The following is a 16,416-nucleotide window of genomic DNA, read 5'->3' as shown; positions in this document are numbered from 1 at the left end:
TCCCTCACAACTGCTTCATCAGCTCCGTAGCAAAGCTCTTCGTCATGGCAGTAATGGCCAGGTTGTATTCTGTAATGAATTCGGAGTAAGCCGATTTCCATTTCTGAAACAAGCGGATCTTTTGATTCCGCATCGGGTTGGCCACCTGTATCTTTCCTGTTTTTAACGAGCCGTCTGCATTCGTCAATTGGTAAGAAACTACCAGGTCTTTAAAATCAGGCTCCATATAAAACTTACTCCAACTGATGAGGTACAAAACAAAAATGATGTTCGTTTTCTCCGTTTGTGCAAAACTCACCGGCGCCTGTTCTACTGTAAGCTCCAGCTTTTTGCCCTCCAGTTTTTGCTGCAGCGGTTTGGAAGCGGCATTGTTAAGCGCATTGGTAAATTGATGAACCGCAATATCAGGATGCAGTTGACTGATGCGTCTGTAATCATAGTGCCAGTACACAAGCAGCGGTAAAAAATTGCTGGTTTTATTGGTGGTAACAGAAATAGCATCACCGTTTTTAGCCAGTTGTGAATTCACCGTAATATTGGTTGCATTTTTTTTGTTGAGCCGGGGCAACTGGTTTCCATACTGCTCCGCTACAAAGGCATCAATTTTTTGTGTGGAAATACAACCGGTAAGTACGCAACTGATTGCTGCGAAAAGAAGAGGGTAGAAGTGTAGTTTCATTGTTGAACGTTTCAAAAACGGAAGATACTATTTACAGTTGTTTCTACAAATCCATTTCAAAAAATCATCAATTTAAAACAGAGGTTCCTGTTTCGGTTCTATATCAAAACTCTTACGGTGGTGTTCACATAAACCAAATTGTTCAATGGCCTTGCGGTGCTCTTCTGTACCATAGCCTTTGTTTTGTTTCCAATTATAATGCGGAAATTCTTCATGCAGTTGCAGCATGTGTTCATCTCTGTAGGTTTTGGCCAGGATACTGGCAGCAGCAATACTGGCAAACCGTCCATCGCCTTTTACAAATGTTTTGTGCGGTATGCGTTTGTATTTAATAAAACGGTTGCCATCAATCAGCAACAACTGCGGTTTTGTTTGCAAGGCATCAATGGCACGGTGCATGGCAGTAAACGATGCTTTGAGAATATTGATGCGGTCAATTTCTTCCACACTCACCTGTGCTACGGCAAATGCAAGCGCCGTTTCTTCAATCACCACTCTTAATTCGTTGCGGTGTGCTTCTTTTACCTGCTTACTGTCGTTGAGCAACGGATGATGAAACGATTTCGGCAAAATCACTGCCGCTGCAAACACCGGCCCGGCATAGCAGCCACGACCGGCTTCATCGCAACCGGCTTCTATCAACTCTTCCTGGAAAAAACGAAGTAATGACATCAGCTTCAAAAATAAGCGCTCCTTTCAATGCAACCTTCAGATGAAGAATAAACATCAGACCCGGCTGCATTTTATATTATTTTTCGTTCCAAAATAAAGTTCAACATTTGCAGCATGGGTCACACATTGCAAACAGTTTATCCTTTGTTTGAAGCGCCACTGCAGCAGGAAATTGAAACGGTGGGCGAACATAAAATCATTCCGGCGAATGAAACACTCATGCGCCGTGGGCAGTACATCCGCAGCACCATGCTTATCTTAAATGGTTTGGTAAAAGTGTATCGTGAAGATGAAGAAGGAAATGAGTTCCTGATGTACTACCTGAAACCCGGTGAAGCCTGTGCCCTTTCAATGGTTTGTGCGGCGAAACATGAAGCAAGTCCCATCCATGCCAAAACAGTTACTGAAACAGAAATTGTAATGGTGCCGGTAGAAACCATGAGTGAATGGATGGGCAAGTATAAAAGCTGGTACCAGTTTGTAATTGAAACCTATCGCTCCCGCTTTGATGAATTGCTGATGACCCTGGATAATGTGGCCTTCAGAAGTATGGATGAACGTTTGGAGTTTTACCTTAAACGTGCACAGGAAGCAACGGCTGCATCAACCATTGAAATCAGTCACCAGCAAATTGCAGATGAGCTGAACTCCTCCCGTGAAGTTATTTCAAGGCTGTTGAAAAAAATGGAACAGCGGGGAAAGGTTCGACTCAACCGTAACTCCATTGATATCATCAGTATGTAAGCTGTGTGATAAGAATCACCAACCATTAGCCCGAAGCCATTCATTTTTGCAGCATGGAAATAGCAGGTTATATCGCATCGGTTTTAATTGGCATCTCCCTGGGTTTGATTGGTGGTGGCGGTTCTATTCTTACAGTACCCGTATTGGTTTATTTGTTTGGTATTGATCCCGTGCTGGCGACAGCGTATTCACTTTTTATTGTTGGCTCCACTTCACTGGTGGGAGCTTACCCCAAATACAAACAGGGTTTACTGAGTATTAAAACCGCACTCATTTTTGGTGCGCCTGCTATTGCAGCCGTTTTTGCAACCCGAAAATTTATTGTGCCTGCCATTCCGCATGACCTCTTTACAATCGGCAGTCTTGCCATCACAAAACCCATACTGCTGATGCTGTTATTTGCAGTATTGATGGTGTTTGCTTCCTACAGTATGATCAGAGGTAAAAAAGAAGATGAAAATTGTAATGGCGTAGCCTTGCAGTTTAACTATCCCATGATTTTGCTGGAAGGAACCGTGGTGGGTGTTTTGACCGGACTTGTGGGTGCCGGCGGCGGATTTTTAATCATTCCGGCACTGGTACTGCTAAGTAAGTTGCCGATGAAGCTGGCAGTGGGTACTTCCCTGCTCATTATAGCAGCAAAGTCGCTCATTGGTTTTTTGGGTGATATCGGGCACCAGGTGATTGACTGGAATTTGTTGCTCATCGTTACTGCACTTGCTATTGGTGGTATTTTTATCGGCAACTGGCTCAGTCATAAGATCAGTGGCGATAAACTCAAACGGGTATTTGGCTGGTTTGTATTGGTGATGGGTATTTACATCATCATTAAAGAATTGTTCCTCAAATAACATCTCTCTACTGAGTGACAAAAGTCATAGTTTTTCTTTTTTACTGCCTGCATCTTTGTTCCATCCTTTAAAACAAAATCTTATTTGCCATGAAGATTGAACAAATTTATACGGGCTGCCTGGCACAGGGCGCTTACTACATTGAAAGCGAAGGTGAAGCAGTAGTAATTGATCCTTTGCGTGAAGTGAAACCTTACATTGAACGTGCACAACGCAGCGGTGCCACAATCAAATACGTGTTTGAAACGCATTTCCATGCTGATTTTGTGAGCGGCCATATTGACCTGGCTAAAGAAACAGGCGCTACCATTGTATTTGGACCTACCGCCAAACCCGGCTTTGATGCCCATGTAGCTACAGATGGAGAAATCATCAATATAGGTAAGGTAAGTTTTAAAGTATTGCACACACCCGGCCACACTATGGAAAGCAGTTGCTTTTTGTTGCGGGATGAGAATGGAAAAGATGTGGGTTTGTTCAGCGGTGATACTTTGTTTATTGGTGATGTAGGTCGTCCTGATTTAGCACAAAAAGTAATTGCAGAATTAACGCAGGATAAACTGGCGGAACACTTATATGAATCCTTACACAATAAGATCATGCCACTGGCAGATGATGTTATTGTGTATCCTGCTCATGGCGCCGGCAGTGCCTGCGGTAAAAACATGAGTAAAGAAACGACTGATACATTGGGTCATCAGAAAGCAACCAATTATGCATTGAATCCCAAACTCAGCAAAGAGGAATTCAAAAAACAGTTGCTGGAAGGTTTAACAGCACCACCTGCTTATTTTCCGTTAAATGTATTGATGAATATTAAAGGATACGACAGTATCAATGAAGTGCTGCAACGTGGCACACAGGCTTTAAGCCCGGAAGCATTTGAAGCAGCAGCTAATGAAACAGGCGCACTCATCCTTGATACCAGAGATGCTGAAACATTTGCCAAAGGATTTATTCCTAACTCTATTAATATTGGTATTGACGGCACCTTCGCACCCTGGGTAGGTACCATGATTCCTGATGTAAAACAGGAATTGTTGCTGGTGATTGAACCCGGAATGGAAGAAGAAGTGGTAACAAGATTGGCACGGGTAGGGTATGATTATTCACTTGGATATTTAAAAGGCGGTTTTGATGCCTGGAAAAATGCAGGTAAAGAAGTGGATAGCATTCAACGCATTTCAGCCAATGAACTGGCAGATTTAGTTGAACAGAACAAGGATACAGTAATTGTAGATGTTCGCCGTAAAAGTGAATACGACAGCGAGCATATTCTGAATGTAGAAAATGCTCCTTTGGATTATATCAATGAAAGCATGTTAAAGATTGATAAGAACAAAACCACCTATGTGCATTGTGCCGGCGGCTACCGTTCTATGATTTTTGCTTCTACACTCCGTGCCAGGGGTTATGATACGATTATAGATGTACGTGGCGGGTTTAAAGCATTGAAAGAAAGCGAAAAGTTCCGCATTACAGATTATGTGGCCCCCACCACCATGTTGTAAGGTTAAAGATGTATAGGGAAAAGGAGGCCTTTCATAGGGCCTCTTTTTATTTGCAGTACATTTAAAATGTTAAGAACTGCAGCCTCCGGAACAATGTGACAAAAGTCATAGTAAACGGCAGACTGAAACTGCAATTTTGCTCTATAAAATCAAAAATGAATATGAAGATTGAACAGATTTATACCGGTTGTTTGGCCCAGGGGGCTTACTACATTGAAAGTGATGGTGAGGCAGTAGTGATTGATCCATTGCGTGAAGTGAAGCCTTATATCGAAAAGGCAGAACGTAACCAGGCAAAAATCAAGTATGTGTTTGAAACACATTTCCACGCAGATTTTGTAAGTGGCCATATTGATCTTGCAAAACAAACAGGAGCCAAAATTGTGTACGGTCCCAACGCAAAACCAGACTTTGAATTTCATTCAGCCAAAGATGGAGAGGAAATCAAAGTAGGAAAGATCAGCTTCAAAGTGTTACACACACCGGGCCATACCATGGAATCCACTTGTTATCTCATGAAAGATGAAACAGGAAAGGAAGTGGCCATTTTTACCGGCGACACCTTATTTATCGGCGATGTGGGTCGTCCTGACCTGGCACAAAAGATTGTTGGTGATTTAACACAGGATAAACTGGCGGGTTATTTATTTGATTCGCTCCGTAACAAGATCATGCCATTGGCAGATGATATCATCGTATATCCTGCACATGGTGCCGGCAGTGCCTGCGGAAAAAATATGAGCAAAGAGACTTCTGATACCTTAGGTCATCAGAAAGCAGTGAACTATGCATTGCGTGCCAATATGACCAAAGAAGAGTTTATTAAAGAAGTAACTACCGGGTTGGTGGCACCGCCTCAATATTTTCCATTAAATGTTATGATGAACATTCATGGGTATGATAGTATTGAAGAAGTGATCAAACGTGGCACACAGGCATTAAGTCCTGAAGCATTTGAAACAGCGGCTAATGAAACCGGCGCACTCATACTTGATACAAGAGATGCAGAAACCTTTGCCAAAGGCTTTGTTCCCAACTCCATCAACATTGGTATTGATGGCAGTTTTGCTCCCTGGGTAGGTGCTATGATACCGGATGTAAAACAGGAAATCTTATTGGTAACGGACGAAGGACGTGAAGAAGAAGTGGTGACAAGACTGGCACGAGTTGGCTATGATTATTCACTGGGTTATTTGAAAGGTGGTTTTAATGCCTGGAAGAATGCAGGCAAAGAGATTGATACAATCACCCGTATATCAGCAGATGAACTGGCGGCTGTAACAGAGCAGGAGCCATTGGCTGAAATTGTAGATGTGCGTAAGGATAGTGAGTACAAGAGCGAACATGTGGAGAATGCCATTTCTGCACCGCTTGATTTTGTGAACGACAGCATGTTGAAATTAAATAAGGACAAAACCTATTATGTGCATTGTGCAGGTGGTTACCGTTCTATGATCTTTGCTTCTATCCTGAAAGCACGTGGCTATGATAAACTCATTGATGTGCGTGGCGGCTTTAAAGCGATCAAGGAAAGCAGCAAATTCAAGGTAACGGATTATGTATGTCCTTCTACACTTTTATAAGGATCGATGATGCAGAATGATGGTGATTGATGACATGGGGGCCTAACCCGCCCCCTTTATTTCAAACGTATGAAGTATTTATTGTTCGGTTTCTTTTTTCTCTTGACAGTAATGAATGCTGTACAGGCTCAATTTGTAACCATTACGCCGGAAGCAGCAGCAGTTAAAATCAAAAAGAAACGCATTGTGGTACTGGATGTTCGTACCAACGAAGAATTTGCAGAGGGTCATTTACCACGTGCAGTAAATATAGATGTGCAGGACTCCATCAACTTTGTACAACAAATAAAGTCCCTCCGGAAAAGTAAAACCTATGTGGTGTATTGCCGCAGCGGAAAGCGGAGTGTAAAAGCATCAGAACTGCTTATCAATAATCAATTCAAACATATTTACAATATGGAGGGCGGTATTCTTGCATGGAAAGGCGAACTCCTGAAATAAAACGAAAAACAATGATACAGTTACAAGAGGTATTGCAGGATGCACAAACAAAGTTTGTAGATGTACGTACGCCGCAGGAATTTCAGTCGGGTCATTTTCCCGGTGCTCAGAATATTCCTTTGGATGCATTACTCGATTATACGGATGAGTTAAAGGAATTGCATAAGCCGGTAGTAGTATATTGTCGCTCCGGTGCAAGAAGTGCCAATGCAGTAATGTTATTAAAAGAAGCAGGATTGGAAAATGTGTTTAATGGCGGAGGATTAGAAAACTTATTAGTCTTAACTCAAAAAAATCTCAACTGAAGATGTTTGGTTTCTTAAAAAAATTATTTGGTCCGGGTACTGATTTTAAAGCATTGATGGAGCAGGGCGCTGTGATTGTTGATGTACGTACTGCAGGAGAATATAAAAGCGGGCATATCAGGAATGCACTCAATATTCCTGTTGATGTCATCAGCAGTAAAATAAAAGAATTAAAACAGCAAGGAAAACCGGTGATTACCTGTTGTGCCAGTGGTATGCGTAGTGCAAGAGCAGCAGCCATCTTAAAGCAAAACGGAATTGAAGCTTACAATGGAGGGTCCTGGGTTTCGCTGGGTAATCGTTTAAATTAAAATTTATGATTACAGGGTTTAACTGGATACGATTGGTTCGTTTGCTGGCAGGCGGTATTGCTTTGTACCAGGGTATAGTTTCCTACAATACTATTTTGGGAGCGATTGGTGTGTTGTTGATACAGGGTATCTTTAATATGGGTTGCCCGGGACTTAGCTGCAGTGCACCTTATAAACAAACCACCTTATCAAATACGGATGAAATAAAATTTGAAGAAGTAAAATGAATAAACTACTTAAAGATTGGAAATGGTATTTGCCGGGCATTGTATTCGGTGCAGTTGCAGGGTATGTTTACTATCATTTCTGGGGATGTGATGGTACCTGCATGATCACATCAAGCCCGTGGCGGAGCACTGTTTACGGAGCAATCATGGGCGGGCTGCTGAACAATCTGTTCAAGCCATCAACAAAGAATCAAAGTACTTAGAATTATTTGTCAGTTCACTCAATTAATACGGAAATTAAAACGCATCATTATGAACTTTATAGAATGGATTAAGCAGCCCTGGCCCTGGTATGTGGCCGGGCCGTTAATTGGTTTAACTGTACCATTGCTCTTACTGCTGGGGAATAAATCATTTGGAATTTCCTCTTCGCTGCGTCATGTATGTGCCGCCTGTTTACCTGCAAAAATTCCTTTCTTTTCCTACGACTGGAAAAAGGAAATATGGAATTTATTTTTTGTAGCAGGTGTGTTGATGGGTGGCATTGCAGTAGCCCTGTTTTTAACTTCACCTGCCCCGGTAGTTGTAGATGAGCGTTTGGTAACAGAATTGCAGCAGTATGGCATCACCAATTTTGAATCATTGGTACCTGCAGATGTATTCAGTTGGCCGCAGTTATTCACTGTGCGTGGCTTGTTGATGATGATAGGCGGAGGCTTCCTGGTTGGCTTTGGTACCCGTTACGCAGGTGGCTGTACAAGCGGCCATGCTATTATGGGATTAAGCAATTTACAGTGGCCGTCTTTAGTAGCTACCATTTCCTTTATGGCTGGTGGCTTTATCATGGCCAACTTAATTCTTCCTTACATTTTGAAACTCTAATCAGCAAATCATGTCAACACAAGTACAAAATACAATTCAGGATATAAAAGATATCAATACCGACTTTGAGGTGCGGACTCAAAATGCAATGTGTGTCAATCAAAGTGAACTCGATCGTCCGTTATGGAGTAACTGGAAATATTTAGCAGCCGGTATCTGGTTTGGAATCATTCTCGTGAAATCAGAAGTGATCTCCTGGTTCCGTATTCAGGAAATGTTCAGGATGCAGAGTTTCCATATGTATGGAGTTATTGGTTCTGCTGTAGTGATCGGGATCATCAGTGTTTTTATTATCAAAAAATTCAAAGTAAAATCCTTTGAAGGTGAAGAAATAAAGATTGAACCTAAGAAGTTCAGCAAAGGACAGATTTATGGCGGCTTACTCTTTGGTTTGGGCTGGGCAATTACAGGCGCCTGCCCGGGACCGTTATTTGCGCAGATAGGTACGGGTGCTACCGTAGTAGTTATAACATTACTCAGTGCCATTGCCGGTACATGGGTTTATGGAAAATTCAGGACCAGGCTGCCGCATTAGTACAACCGAAATACAAAGTAGTGGTACTGCAGAAAACATATACAGCTCTATTGATGATCAGCCTTGCTGCTTTTGCTCTGTCTTATCAAAGTTGCAAAAGTGATCAGCGTGCCGATACCGGTGCTGCTGATTCTGTCATCCTCAATAGCGTGTGGGTGGGATCTTCTGCCAACCAGATACCTTATTACTCAAGAGAAGATGGCAAACTTATTTATTACGGCTATGAGTTAATTGCTCATACATCAAAATACCTCGGTCCTAACGGTTCTGTGATGCAGATCAGTAATGGTATGAATTGCCAGAACTGTCACCTGGATGCAGGAACCAAACCCTGGGGTAATAATTACGGGGCTGTATATACTACTTATCCCAAATTCCGTGATCGCTCCGGTTCTTTGGAAACAATTCATAAACGGGTGAACGATTGTTTTGAACGAAGTCTCAACGGAAAGGCGCTTGATTCCAACTCAACTGAAATGAAAGCAATCTATGCTTATATCAAGTGGCTGGGTGAAGATTTGCAAAAAGGATCTAAACCAAAAGGAAGCGGTATAACAGAGTTGCCATATATGAACCGTGCTGCTGATCCTGAAAAAGGAAAAACAGTGTATGTGCAGAAATGCCAATCCTGTCATGGTGCTGATGGACAAGGTGTAAAAAACATTGATGGAACAATGTACCAATATCCTCCATTGTGGGGACCGCATAGTTACAACTCCGGTGCCGGTTTGTTTCGTTTGTCTCGTTTTGCAGGATATGTAAAAAACAATATGCCGCAGGGAGCGGATTATCATTCGCCGCAACTGAGTGATGATGAAGCTTGGGATGTGGCTGCTTTCATAAACTCACAACCACGTCCATCAAAAGATTTAAGCAAAGACTGGCCCGATATTTCCAAGAAGCCGGTAGATCATCCCTTTGGTCCTTATGCAGATCCCTTCAATGAACAACAACACAAGTACGGACCTTATAAGCCCATTAAGGAGTATAAAGAAGAACAACAGAAAAAGAAAGCAGCTTCAAAATAATTTTAATACGATTGCATGTCACACAACATCATCCATTCATCGCATTGTAGTTGTAATAGCTGTAATGATCAGGAACAGGCATCTCCCATTGTGCAAAATTCAAGACGGGATTTTTTTAAAAATGCTTCCATGCTTACAGCCGGAGCACTCATGCCTCCGTCATTGGCTAATGCAGTGAGCGGAGATGCATATCATGAAAATGAAATCTTCAACAACAAAGCCGTAGTTGATGGAAAAGCAAAAGTGTTTACGCTTTTGCACACCTCTGATATACATGCACAATTATACACACATGATGAATTCTTTTTTGAAAACGGAAAACCTGTTTACAAAAAACGGGGTGGTTTTGCTGTATTGAAAACTATGTTGAAAACATTGAAAGCACAGAATCCAAACAATACATTGATCATCGATGGTGGCGATTGCTTTCAGGGTGGCGGTGTTGCTGCTTTAACGGAAGGCAAAGGGATTGTTCCGCTCATCAACAATATTGGTTACGATCTCATTCTTCCCGGTAACTGGGAAGTAGTTTATGGAAAGCAAGTAATGTGGAAAGACCTTGGCGGATACAACAGTGCAAAGATCTGCGCCAATATGTTTCATGACACAACGGATGAGTTTAAGAATGAGCTCATCTTCCCTCCCTATTGGACAAAGATGGTGGCAGGAGTAAAGATTGGTTTTATTGGTTACAATGATCCGTTAACACCGAAGCGTCAATCGCCTGCTTACAGTCGTGGTATAACGTTTACCAAGCCGGAGGTCAATGTAGCGAAGTATGTAAAAATCCTGCGGGAGTATGAACAATGTGCCATGGTGTTCCTGGTAACACATATGGGATTGGCACAACAAGTTGATCTTGCCAATAAAATGGAAGTAACAGGTGTGGATTATATCCTCGGAGCTGACACACATGAACGTGTACGCAAACCCATACAAGGTAAATACGCTAAAGTAACGGAGCCGGGAGCTTTTGGTTCATTCGTTGCCCGCCTCGATGTGGTGGTGGAGAATGGAAAAATCAAAGATGAGAATTACCAGCTGCTGGATGTTGACCCGGTGAAATATAAACCGGATGCTGAAATGGCCGCACTGGTGGAAAAAGTAAGAGCTCCTTACAAGCAGGAACTGAATCAGGTAATCGGTAAAACCAAAACACCATTGGTAAGATATTATGTGATTGAAAATCCTATGGACAATTTGATCACCGATGCATTGATGTGGAAGTACAGAGATGCCAAAGTGGATATAGTGGTGAGTAATGGTTTCCGGTTTTGTCCCCCATTGATTCCTGATAAAGTAAAAGGATATGCTGAGATCACTAATGATTATTTGTGGAGTATGTTGCCGGTGGATAGTGAAGTGAAGATGGGAGAAGTAACCGGCAAACAGTTGTATGATTGGATGGAGAAGGAACTGCACAATGTGTTTGCTAAAGATCCGGCTAAACGGTTTGGCGGATGGGTCGTACGTTTCCAGGGAATGCAGATTAACTTTACGATGAACAATGACTTGGGCAAACGTGTCAACTGGATCAAAGTAAAAGAAAAGGAAGTAAAGCCTGATGATGTATTCACCATGCTTGCCTGTGAAAGGGAAGGTGATCCTGATGATACCTTGTGCCGGATGGAAAAAGTAAAAAGCCCCAGAAAACCCGGTCATACATTGCATAATATTGTGCGGGAATACCTGGCGGTACATCCGTTAGTAGAACCAAAGATCGAAGGCAGGGCCACCGCTACAGATGCACCCTCAACACTCTTATCGCAGCTGGAAGGTTACGATTATCAATTCATCTAAATCATCAAGGTTATGAAATCATTCGCATTCACCCTGACTTTTCTTCTTGCTTCTCTTTTCAGTATTCACACATCAGCTCAACTAAAAGCTGTTTGGGAATTACCAACAGGTGATACAGCTACACAGGCAGGTGTTTACCGCCAGGTGAACAATGTTCTCAATGCAGCACCGGATACAAAAATTGAAATTGTATTTCATGGTGATGCAGTGTATGCTTTGCTCAACGATACAGGATATTATAAACAGGAAATTTTAAAACTTCATCAAAGGGGAGTGTTATTGGCAGTCTGCAATAACTCTCTTAAAAAAAGAACAATTGATCCTAAAAGAGTTATTCAGCAGGCATTTGTTGTTCCATCTGCATTTGTAGAGATCATACGCAAACAGCAGGAAGGATGGAGTTATATAAAAGGTGGTGATTAATATGAAATGGTTTTTACTGGTGATGATCTTGGGTGCTGCTTTGCAACCGATGGCACAGGAGCACAGAACGGAACGAAATGATACAACGGTTGTTGACAGTTCCATCCACTCACTCAATCAATTTTTCAAAAAGGGAAAATTCTTTGCACACGCCCGCAGTTTTGTGATGACTACCATCAATAAAGGGGACTTAAGTGATTATGGTGCCTGGGGTTTGGGTGCGGGTATCGGTTATGAAAGTGCCACGTTCAAAGGATTTCAGTTTGCTGTCAGCGGTTTCTTTATAAACAATACATTGTCTGCTGATCTTACCAAACGTGATCCGCAAACACAAACACTCAGTCGATACGAGCTTTCTCTATTTGATATTACCGATCCGGAAAATAAACATGATCTTGATCGCCTGGAAGAATTGTATATCAGATACAATTATAAAAGATCATCTGTTACCTACGGCAAACAATACCTCAACACACCTTATATCAATCAACAGGACGGCCGTATGCGCCCAACAATGGAAAAAGGACTTTGGCTGGAACTAAATGAGGTTAGGAACATCAAACTGCAGGCAGGATGGATCAGCAGCATATCGCCCCGCTCAACTGTAAAATGGTACAGCATTGGAAACAGTATTGGTTTGTATTCGGTAGGTGTCAATGAAAATGGTTCAGCATCCGGTTTCAAAGGCCATCTGCAAACAAAAGGCATTGCGGTTTTCAATGCACAGTGGCAGCAGCAACAAAAAATCAAGTTGCAGTTCTGGAATTATTGGGTTGAAAATATTTTCAATACAGCCATGTTGCAAACAGATGCGGAACTTCCATTTACGAATCATTCAAACAATCGCTTCCTCATAGGTCTGCAATTGACCCATCAAAGTAGAACAGGTGAGGGTGGTAATGCCGATATTACGAAAGCCTATGTTCAACCCGGTTATAAAAGTTATATCATCAGTTCCCGTGCCGGTGTAAAACTCAATGCTACAACAGTTACAGCCAATTATACCCGCATCACAGCTCATGGACGATTCTTATTTCCGAGGGAATGGGGCAGGGATCCGTTTTATACCTTCCTTGTACGGGAGCGTAATGAAGGACTGGGTGATGTACATGCTTATGTGCTATCTGCACAGCATCAACCCAAGAATAAAAACTGGCAGGCAATGCTGGCAGCCGGTTGGTATGATGTACCCCACAGTACCAACTATAAATTGAATAAATACAGCATGCCATCTTATTATCAATTAGTGGCAGACCTTCGTTATCAATTCAAAGGGTTTTTAAAAGGAACATCCCTGCGTTTGATTTATTTATACAAAGGAAATCTTGAAAACGACTTAACCGTGAAACGAAATATCATCAACAAAGTGGAGATGTACCATCTCAATTTTATCATTGACTATTGGTTTGGAAAGGAGTAAGACCATACAACAGGGGTTGAAAGAAAACAGGAACCAGTTCATTTTACTGGTGATTGCCAACGCATTTGTTGGTGCTATGGTAGGTTTGGAACGCACTGTGATGCCGGATTATGCAGCAGAACGATTTCATCTGCAATCAACTTCAGTGCTGCTTACGTTCATCGCTGCTTTTGGATTTACCAAAGCTGTTTTTAATTTGATAACAGGCTATCTGCATCAGCATACCACCCGTAAAAATGTTTTACTCATTGGATGGCTGGCAGCATTACCGGTTCCTTTTCTGCTCATGTATGCCACTGAATGGTGGATGGTGATTGCAGCCAATATTTTGTTAGGCGTAAACCAGGGGCTTGCATGGTCATCTACCGTTATCATGAAAGTGGATTTGGTAGGCGCTAAGAACCGTGGGTTGGCCATGGGCATCAATGAGTTTGCAGGTTACATAGCCGTTGGCTCTGCTGGATACCTGGCATCTACTATTGCCCATCAATACGGCGCAGGTTTTTATCCGTTTGTGCCGGCTATTGTCTTTTCTGTTGTCGGTTTACTCATCAGCTGGCTTTTCATTCGGGATACTACACATTTCATTTCAGCAGAACAACAAAGCGGAACACAAACATACTTTTCATTTTTATGGAAAGAAGTAAGCTACAAGCATTTTAATATGGGTACTGTAACGGTGAATGGCTTCATCAATAATCTCAACGATGGAGTTATTTGGGGTTTGCTGCCTGTATGGTTGCTCATGAATGAGTATACATTGGTGCAGGCAGGTGCACTTACTGCTATCTATCCGGCTGTGTGGGGTATCAGTCAACTCTTTGCAGGAAAACTGGGTGATGCTTATTGTAAAAAGCAATTGATTACCATTGGCATGTTGATGCAGGCTGCCGGGCTCTTATTGATGGTGATTTCATTGACACATATTTCAGTTATGATAGCCATGGTCCTGCTGGGACTTGGTACAGGGTTAGTCTATCCAAATTTTTTAACGGTGATTGCAGAAAACCTGTTGCCTGCACAACGGTCAAAAGGGCTTAGCATGTATCGTTTCTGGCGGGATATGGGTTATGTGCTGGGTGCATTGGGTGCCGGCTGGCTGGCCGATCTGCTGAATATTCAAACTGTATTTATCATTGTTGCCTTACTTACTGCCTTTGGCGGAATGCTGGCACAAATCCGTATGTGCTGTACGTTCAAATTATTCTGGAAAAGTCACTCCTGCATAGAAGCAAATGCTTATTGAACCTGATTTTAATCAATCAATACGTTCCTGACAGTCATTTTGTGTGGCGCAATCACTCAATAGCTTTGAGCCATGTTAAAATACCTGTTTCTGTTCATCATACTCCTGCATGGGCTTATCCATTTCATGGGTTTTGCCAAAGCCCATGGGTATGGTGAGATGAAGCAACTTACACAGCCCATTTCAAAACCCACAGGCAGTTTATGGATGTTAACAGCCTTGCTTTTTATTACAGCCGCTGTTTTGCTCTTGTTGAAAAAAGAGAGCTGGATGTGGATTGCTTTGCCGGCAGTTGTGATTTCACAAGTGCTCATCATCATGGTTTGGAAAGATGCCAAATGGGGAACGATTGCCAATTTCTTGATACTGATTGTTGCGTTACTATCATTTACAACCTGGCGCTTTGAACAGCAGTTTAAAGGAGATGTGAAACGGCTAATACAGCAAACACCATCTGATGTAAAATTGATTACAGAAATGGATTTGCAGCATTTACCGCAACCGGTTCAGCAATATCTCCGTTACAGCGGTGTTGTTGGCACACCATATCCGCATAATATGTATGTGAAGTTCAATGGAGAGATGCGCAGCAGGGAGAAGGACTGGTTCTCATTTACTTCAGAACAGTATAATTTTTTTGATAAACCTTCCCGCTTGTTTTTCATGAAAGGAAAGATGTTTGGTCTTACAGTTCCCGGTTACCATCGTTATGAAAACCAAAAAGCGTTGATGCATATCAAACTCTTTGGTTTGATTGATGTAGTTAACATCGATGGCCCGGAAATTACAAAAGGCGAAACAGTAACTGTTTTAAATGATATGTGTTTGATGGCGCCGGCCAGTTTGCTCAGTAAACAGATAGCGTGGGAGGCGATAGATAGTTTAAAATCAAAAATAGTTTTTACGAATGGAGCTATCAAAGTAAGCGCTGTATTGTATTTCAATGAAAAAGGGCAGTTGATTGATTTCATCAGCAACGACCGCTATGAAACCAATACAAAACAATGGCTTCCTTTTTCAACACCTGTAAGTGAATATCAACCGATGAACGGAATGAATCTTATTGCTTATGGTGAAGCGGTTTGGCATTATACGGATTCTGCTTTTGTTTACGGAAAGTTCCGTACAAATAAGATTGAATACAATGTGAAAGAATTGAAATAGTTAATCCTTCAAAATTGCATGATGAGCTTTTTTAATCTTTTCTTCAAAACATTTATGAAGCCGAAGCAGGCATTTGAAACACTGCTGCAACGGCCGGATTATTTTAAGCTTGGGTTCCTGTACATACTATTGCCCATTGCAGGATATACCCTTATGTATATTTTTCTTACAATTGCTCACGGTGCACCATCCGTGTTTACACCCTGGCTTAATATTGAAAAAGAGAACTATTATTCCATTAACCGCTATTTGCTGGCGCCAAGTATGTTGCTGTGCTGGGTGGCTGCTGCAGGTTTCATACAGATTGTTGCAAGGTTTCAACATACAAAAGCAAGTTTTGAACAAACATTGAGTGTGCTGGCTCTAAGCATCAGTGTTGCCATGTTGTTTAGTTTGCTGCATGATTTGCCAATGAGTTTCATGAGTGCGGTCAGTATCATCAATGCACGTGAACATGAAATCGCCATGAACTCGCCTGGTATCTGGCGTTTTTTATTGTGGTTTTTTTATTCATTATACGGTATTGCTTTTTTAGTGTTGTTTCCATACACGGTAAGAGTAGTACATGGTATGAGCTGGATGAAAAGTATTGTTACGGGCTGGCTGACTTTTGTACTGTTTCAATTGCTCTTTTTACTTTTTAACAGGTAAAGA

20 protein-coding genes are annotated in these 16,416 nt (G+C 41.9%); 18 read left to right on the top strand and 2 right to left on the bottom strand.

Annotated features, from left to right (window positions below; all coding sequences use genetic code 11):
* Positions 1 to 4: 4 nt before the first annotated feature.
* On the bottom strand, positions 5 to 679 hold the full coding sequence (locus tag PDL71_RS00235; RefSeq protein WP_407523945.1) for a hypothetical protein: 675 nt from the start codon (positions 677 to 679) through the stop codon (positions 5 to 7).
* A gap of 72 nt (positions 680 to 751) precedes the next feature.
* Positions 752 to 1,351, bottom strand: a complete 600-nt coding sequence (locus tag PDL71_RS00230) for a ribonuclease HII (RefSeq protein WP_407523943.1) — start codon at positions 1,349 to 1,351, stop codon at positions 752 to 754.
* Between the two features lie 114 nt (positions 1,352 to 1,465).
* On the opposite strand from PDL71_RS00230, the gene PDL71_RS00225 reads away from it, so the two are divergent.
* The 18 genes from PDL71_RS00225 (at position 1,466) to PDL71_RS00140 (ending at position 16,413) form a co-directional block, all read left to right on the top strand.
* Positions 1,466 to 2,095, top strand: coding sequence for a Crp/Fnr family transcriptional regulator (locus PDL71_RS00225; protein ID WP_407523941.1), 630 nt, complete (start codon positions 1,466 to 1,468; stop codon positions 2,093 to 2,095).
* A gap of 53 nt (positions 2,096 to 2,148) precedes the next feature.
* Positions 2,149 to 2,946 carry a sulfite exporter TauE/SafE family protein gene (locus PDL71_RS00220; RefSeq protein ID WP_407523939.1) on the top strand — a complete coding sequence of 266 codons (798 nt, stop codon included), beginning with the start codon at positions 2,149 to 2,151 and terminating at the stop codon, positions 2,944 to 2,946.
* A gap of 89 nt (positions 2,947 to 3,035) precedes the next feature.
* A complete protein-coding gene (locus PDL71_RS00215; RefSeq protein WP_407523937.1) occupies positions 3,036 to 4,457 on the top strand; it encodes a rhodanese-like domain-containing protein in 1,422 nt (473 codons plus the stop codon).
* Between the two features lie 161 nt (positions 4,458 to 4,618).
* Entirely contained in the window at positions 4,619 to 6,040 is a 1,422-nt protein-coding gene (locus PDL71_RS00210; RefSeq protein WP_407523935.1) for a rhodanese-like domain-containing protein, read from the top strand.
* A gap of 69 nt (positions 6,041 to 6,109) precedes the next feature.
* Entirely contained in the window at positions 6,110 to 6,481 is a 372-nt protein-coding gene (locus PDL71_RS00205) for a rhodanese-like domain-containing protein (RefSeq protein ID WP_407523933.1), read from the top strand.
* A gap of 11 nt (positions 6,482 to 6,492) precedes the next feature.
* Entirely contained in the window at positions 6,493 to 6,786 is a 294-nt protein-coding gene (locus PDL71_RS00200; RefSeq protein ID WP_407523931.1) for a rhodanese-like domain-containing protein, read from the top strand.
* A gap of 2 nt (positions 6,787 to 6,788) precedes the next feature.
* Positions 6,789 to 7,097, top strand: coding sequence for a rhodanese-like domain-containing protein (locus PDL71_RS00195; RefSeq protein WP_407523929.1), 309 nt, complete (start codon positions 6,789 to 6,791; stop codon positions 7,095 to 7,097).
* A gap of 5 nt (positions 7,098 to 7,102) precedes the next feature.
* The gene (locus tag PDL71_RS00190; RefSeq protein ID WP_407523927.1) at positions 7,103 to 7,324 is read left to right on the top strand and encodes a hypothetical protein; all 222 of its coding nucleotides are present in this window, start codon (positions 7,103 to 7,105) and stop codon (positions 7,322 to 7,324) included.
* Positions 7,321 to 7,527, top strand: coding sequence for a DUF6132 family protein (locus PDL71_RS00185; RefSeq protein ID WP_407523925.1), 207 nt, complete (start codon positions 7,321 to 7,323; stop codon positions 7,525 to 7,527). The genes PDL71_RS00190 and PDL71_RS00185 overlap by 4 nt, the downstream gene beginning before the upstream one ends.
* A 49-nt stretch (positions 7,528 to 7,576) precedes the next feature.
* A complete protein-coding gene (locus tag PDL71_RS00180) occupies positions 7,577 to 8,146 on the top strand; it encodes a YeeE/YedE family protein (protein ID WP_407523923.1) in 570 nt (189 codons plus the stop codon).
* 10 nt (positions 8,147 to 8,156) lie between these two features.
* Positions 8,157 to 8,681 (top strand): DUF6691 family protein, encoded by a 525-nt coding sequence (locus PDL71_RS00175; RefSeq protein ID WP_407523921.1) that lies wholly within the window; start codon positions 8,157 to 8,159, stop codon positions 8,679 to 8,681.
* Positions 8,642 to 9,709, top strand: coding sequence for a c-type cytochrome (locus PDL71_RS00170; protein WP_407523920.1), 1,068 nt, complete (start codon positions 8,642 to 8,644; stop codon positions 9,707 to 9,709). The genes PDL71_RS00175 and PDL71_RS00170 overlap by 40 nt, the downstream gene beginning before the upstream one ends.
* A gap of 129 nt (positions 9,710 to 9,838) precedes the next feature.
* The gene (locus tag PDL71_RS00165) at positions 9,839 to 11,509 is read left to right on the top strand and encodes a bifunctional metallophosphatase/5'-nucleotidase (protein ID WP_407523918.1); all 1,671 of its coding nucleotides are present in this window, start codon (positions 9,839 to 9,841) and stop codon (positions 11,507 to 11,509) included.
* Positions 11,510 to 11,521: 12 nt separating this feature from the next.
* Positions 11,522 to 11,932, top strand: coding sequence for a DsrE family protein (locus tag PDL71_RS00160; RefSeq protein WP_407523916.1), 411 nt, complete (start codon positions 11,522 to 11,524; stop codon positions 11,930 to 11,932).
* Between the two features lies 1 nt (position 11,933).
* A complete protein-coding gene (locus tag PDL71_RS00155) occupies positions 11,934 to 13,352 on the top strand; it encodes an OprD family outer membrane porin (RefSeq protein WP_407523914.1) in 1,419 nt (472 codons plus the stop codon).
* On the top strand, positions 13,339 to 14,598 hold the full coding sequence (locus tag PDL71_RS00150) for an MFS transporter (protein ID WP_407523912.1): 1,260 nt from the start codon (positions 13,339 to 13,341) through the stop codon (positions 14,596 to 14,598). Before PDL71_RS00155 ends, PDL71_RS00150 begins: the two co-directional genes overlap by 14 nt.
* Positions 14,599 to 14,670: 72 nt before the next feature.
* Entirely contained in the window at positions 14,671 to 15,762 is a 1,092-nt protein-coding gene (locus PDL71_RS00145) for a DUF6544 family protein (RefSeq protein WP_407523910.1), read from the top strand.
* Between the two features lie 54 nt (positions 15,763 to 15,816).
* On the top strand, positions 15,817 to 16,413 hold the full coding sequence (locus PDL71_RS00140; RefSeq protein WP_407523908.1) for a YIP1 family protein: 597 nt from the start codon (positions 15,817 to 15,819) through the stop codon (positions 16,411 to 16,413).
* Positions 16,414 to 16,416: the final 3 nt, after the last annotated feature.

The sequence above is a fragment of the Lacibacter sp. MH-610 genome (assembly GCF_045780045.1).
GTDB lineage: Bacteria > Bacteroidota > Bacteroidia > Chitinophagales > Chitinophagaceae > Lacibacter.
Note: the sequence above shows the minus strand (reverse complement) of the source record. Positions and strands in the feature narration are given on the sequence as shown.

Bases quoted from the DNA above. Each gene is read 5' to 3' on its own strand.
- PDL71_RS00185 (WP_407523925.1), top strand. From the start codon at position 7,321: ATGAATAAACTACTTAAAGATTGGAAATGGTATTTGCCGGGCATTGTA.
- PDL71_RS00210 (WP_407523935.1), top strand. From the start codon at position 4,619: ATGAAGATTGAACAGATTTATACCGGTTGTTTGGCCCAGGGGGCTTAC.
- PDL71_RS00235 (WP_407523945.1), bottom strand. From the start codon at position 679: ATGAAACTACACTTCTACCCTCTTCTTTTCGCAGCAATCAGTTGCGTA.
- PDL71_RS00140 (WP_407523908.1), top strand. From the start codon at position 15,817: ATGAAGCCGAAGCAGGCATTTGAAACACTGCTGCAACGGCCGGATTAT.
- PDL71_RS00225 (WP_407523941.1), top strand. From the start codon at position 1,466: ATGGGTCACACATTGCAAACAGTTTATCCTTTGTTTGAAGCGCCACTG.
- PDL71_RS00200 (WP_407523931.1), top strand. From the start codon at position 6,493: ATGATACAGTTACAAGAGGTATTGCAGGATGCACAAACAAAGTTTGTA.
- PDL71_RS00180 (WP_407523923.1), top strand. From the start codon at position 7,577: ATGAACTTTATAGAATGGATTAAGCAGCCCTGGCCCTGGTATGTGGCC.
- PDL71_RS00175 (WP_407523921.1), top strand. From the start codon at position 8,157: ATGTCAACACAAGTACAAAATACAATTCAGGATATAAAAGATATCAAT.
- PDL71_RS00215 (WP_407523937.1), top strand. From the start codon at position 3,036: ATGAAGATTGAACAAATTTATACGGGCTGCCTGGCACAGGGCGCTTAC.
- PDL71_RS00145 (WP_407523910.1), top strand. From the start codon at position 14,671: ATGTTAAAATACCTGTTTCTGTTCATCATACTCCTGCATGGGCTTATC.
- PDL71_RS00230 (WP_407523943.1), bottom strand. From the start codon at position 1,351: ATGTCATTACTTCGTTTTTTCCAGGAAGAGTTGATAGAAGCCGGTTGC.
- PDL71_RS00220 (WP_407523939.1), top strand. From the start codon at position 2,149: ATGGAAATAGCAGGTTATATCGCATCGGTTTTAATTGGCATCTCCCTG.
- PDL71_RS00205 (WP_407523933.1), top strand. From the start codon at position 6,110: ATGAAGTATTTATTGTTCGGTTTCTTTTTTCTCTTGACAGTAATGAAT.
- PDL71_RS00170 (WP_407523920.1), top strand. From the start codon at position 8,642: ATGGGTTTATGGAAAATTCAGGACCAGGCTGCCGCATTAGTACAACCG.
- PDL71_RS00190 (WP_407523927.1), top strand. From the start codon at position 7,103: ATGATTACAGGGTTTAACTGGATACGATTGGTTCGTTTGCTGGCAGGC.
- PDL71_RS00195 (WP_407523929.1), top strand. From the start codon at position 6,789: ATGTTTGGTTTCTTAAAAAAATTATTTGGTCCGGGTACTGATTTTAAA.
- PDL71_RS00155 (WP_407523914.1), top strand. From the start codon at position 11,934: ATGAAATGGTTTTTACTGGTGATGATCTTGGGTGCTGCTTTGCAACCG.
- PDL71_RS00165 (WP_407523918.1), top strand. From the start codon at position 9,839: ATGCTTACAGCCGGAGCACTCATGCCTCCGTCATTGGCTAATGCAGTG.
- PDL71_RS00160 (WP_407523916.1), top strand. From the start codon at position 11,522: ATGAAATCATTCGCATTCACCCTGACTTTTCTTCTTGCTTCTCTTTTC.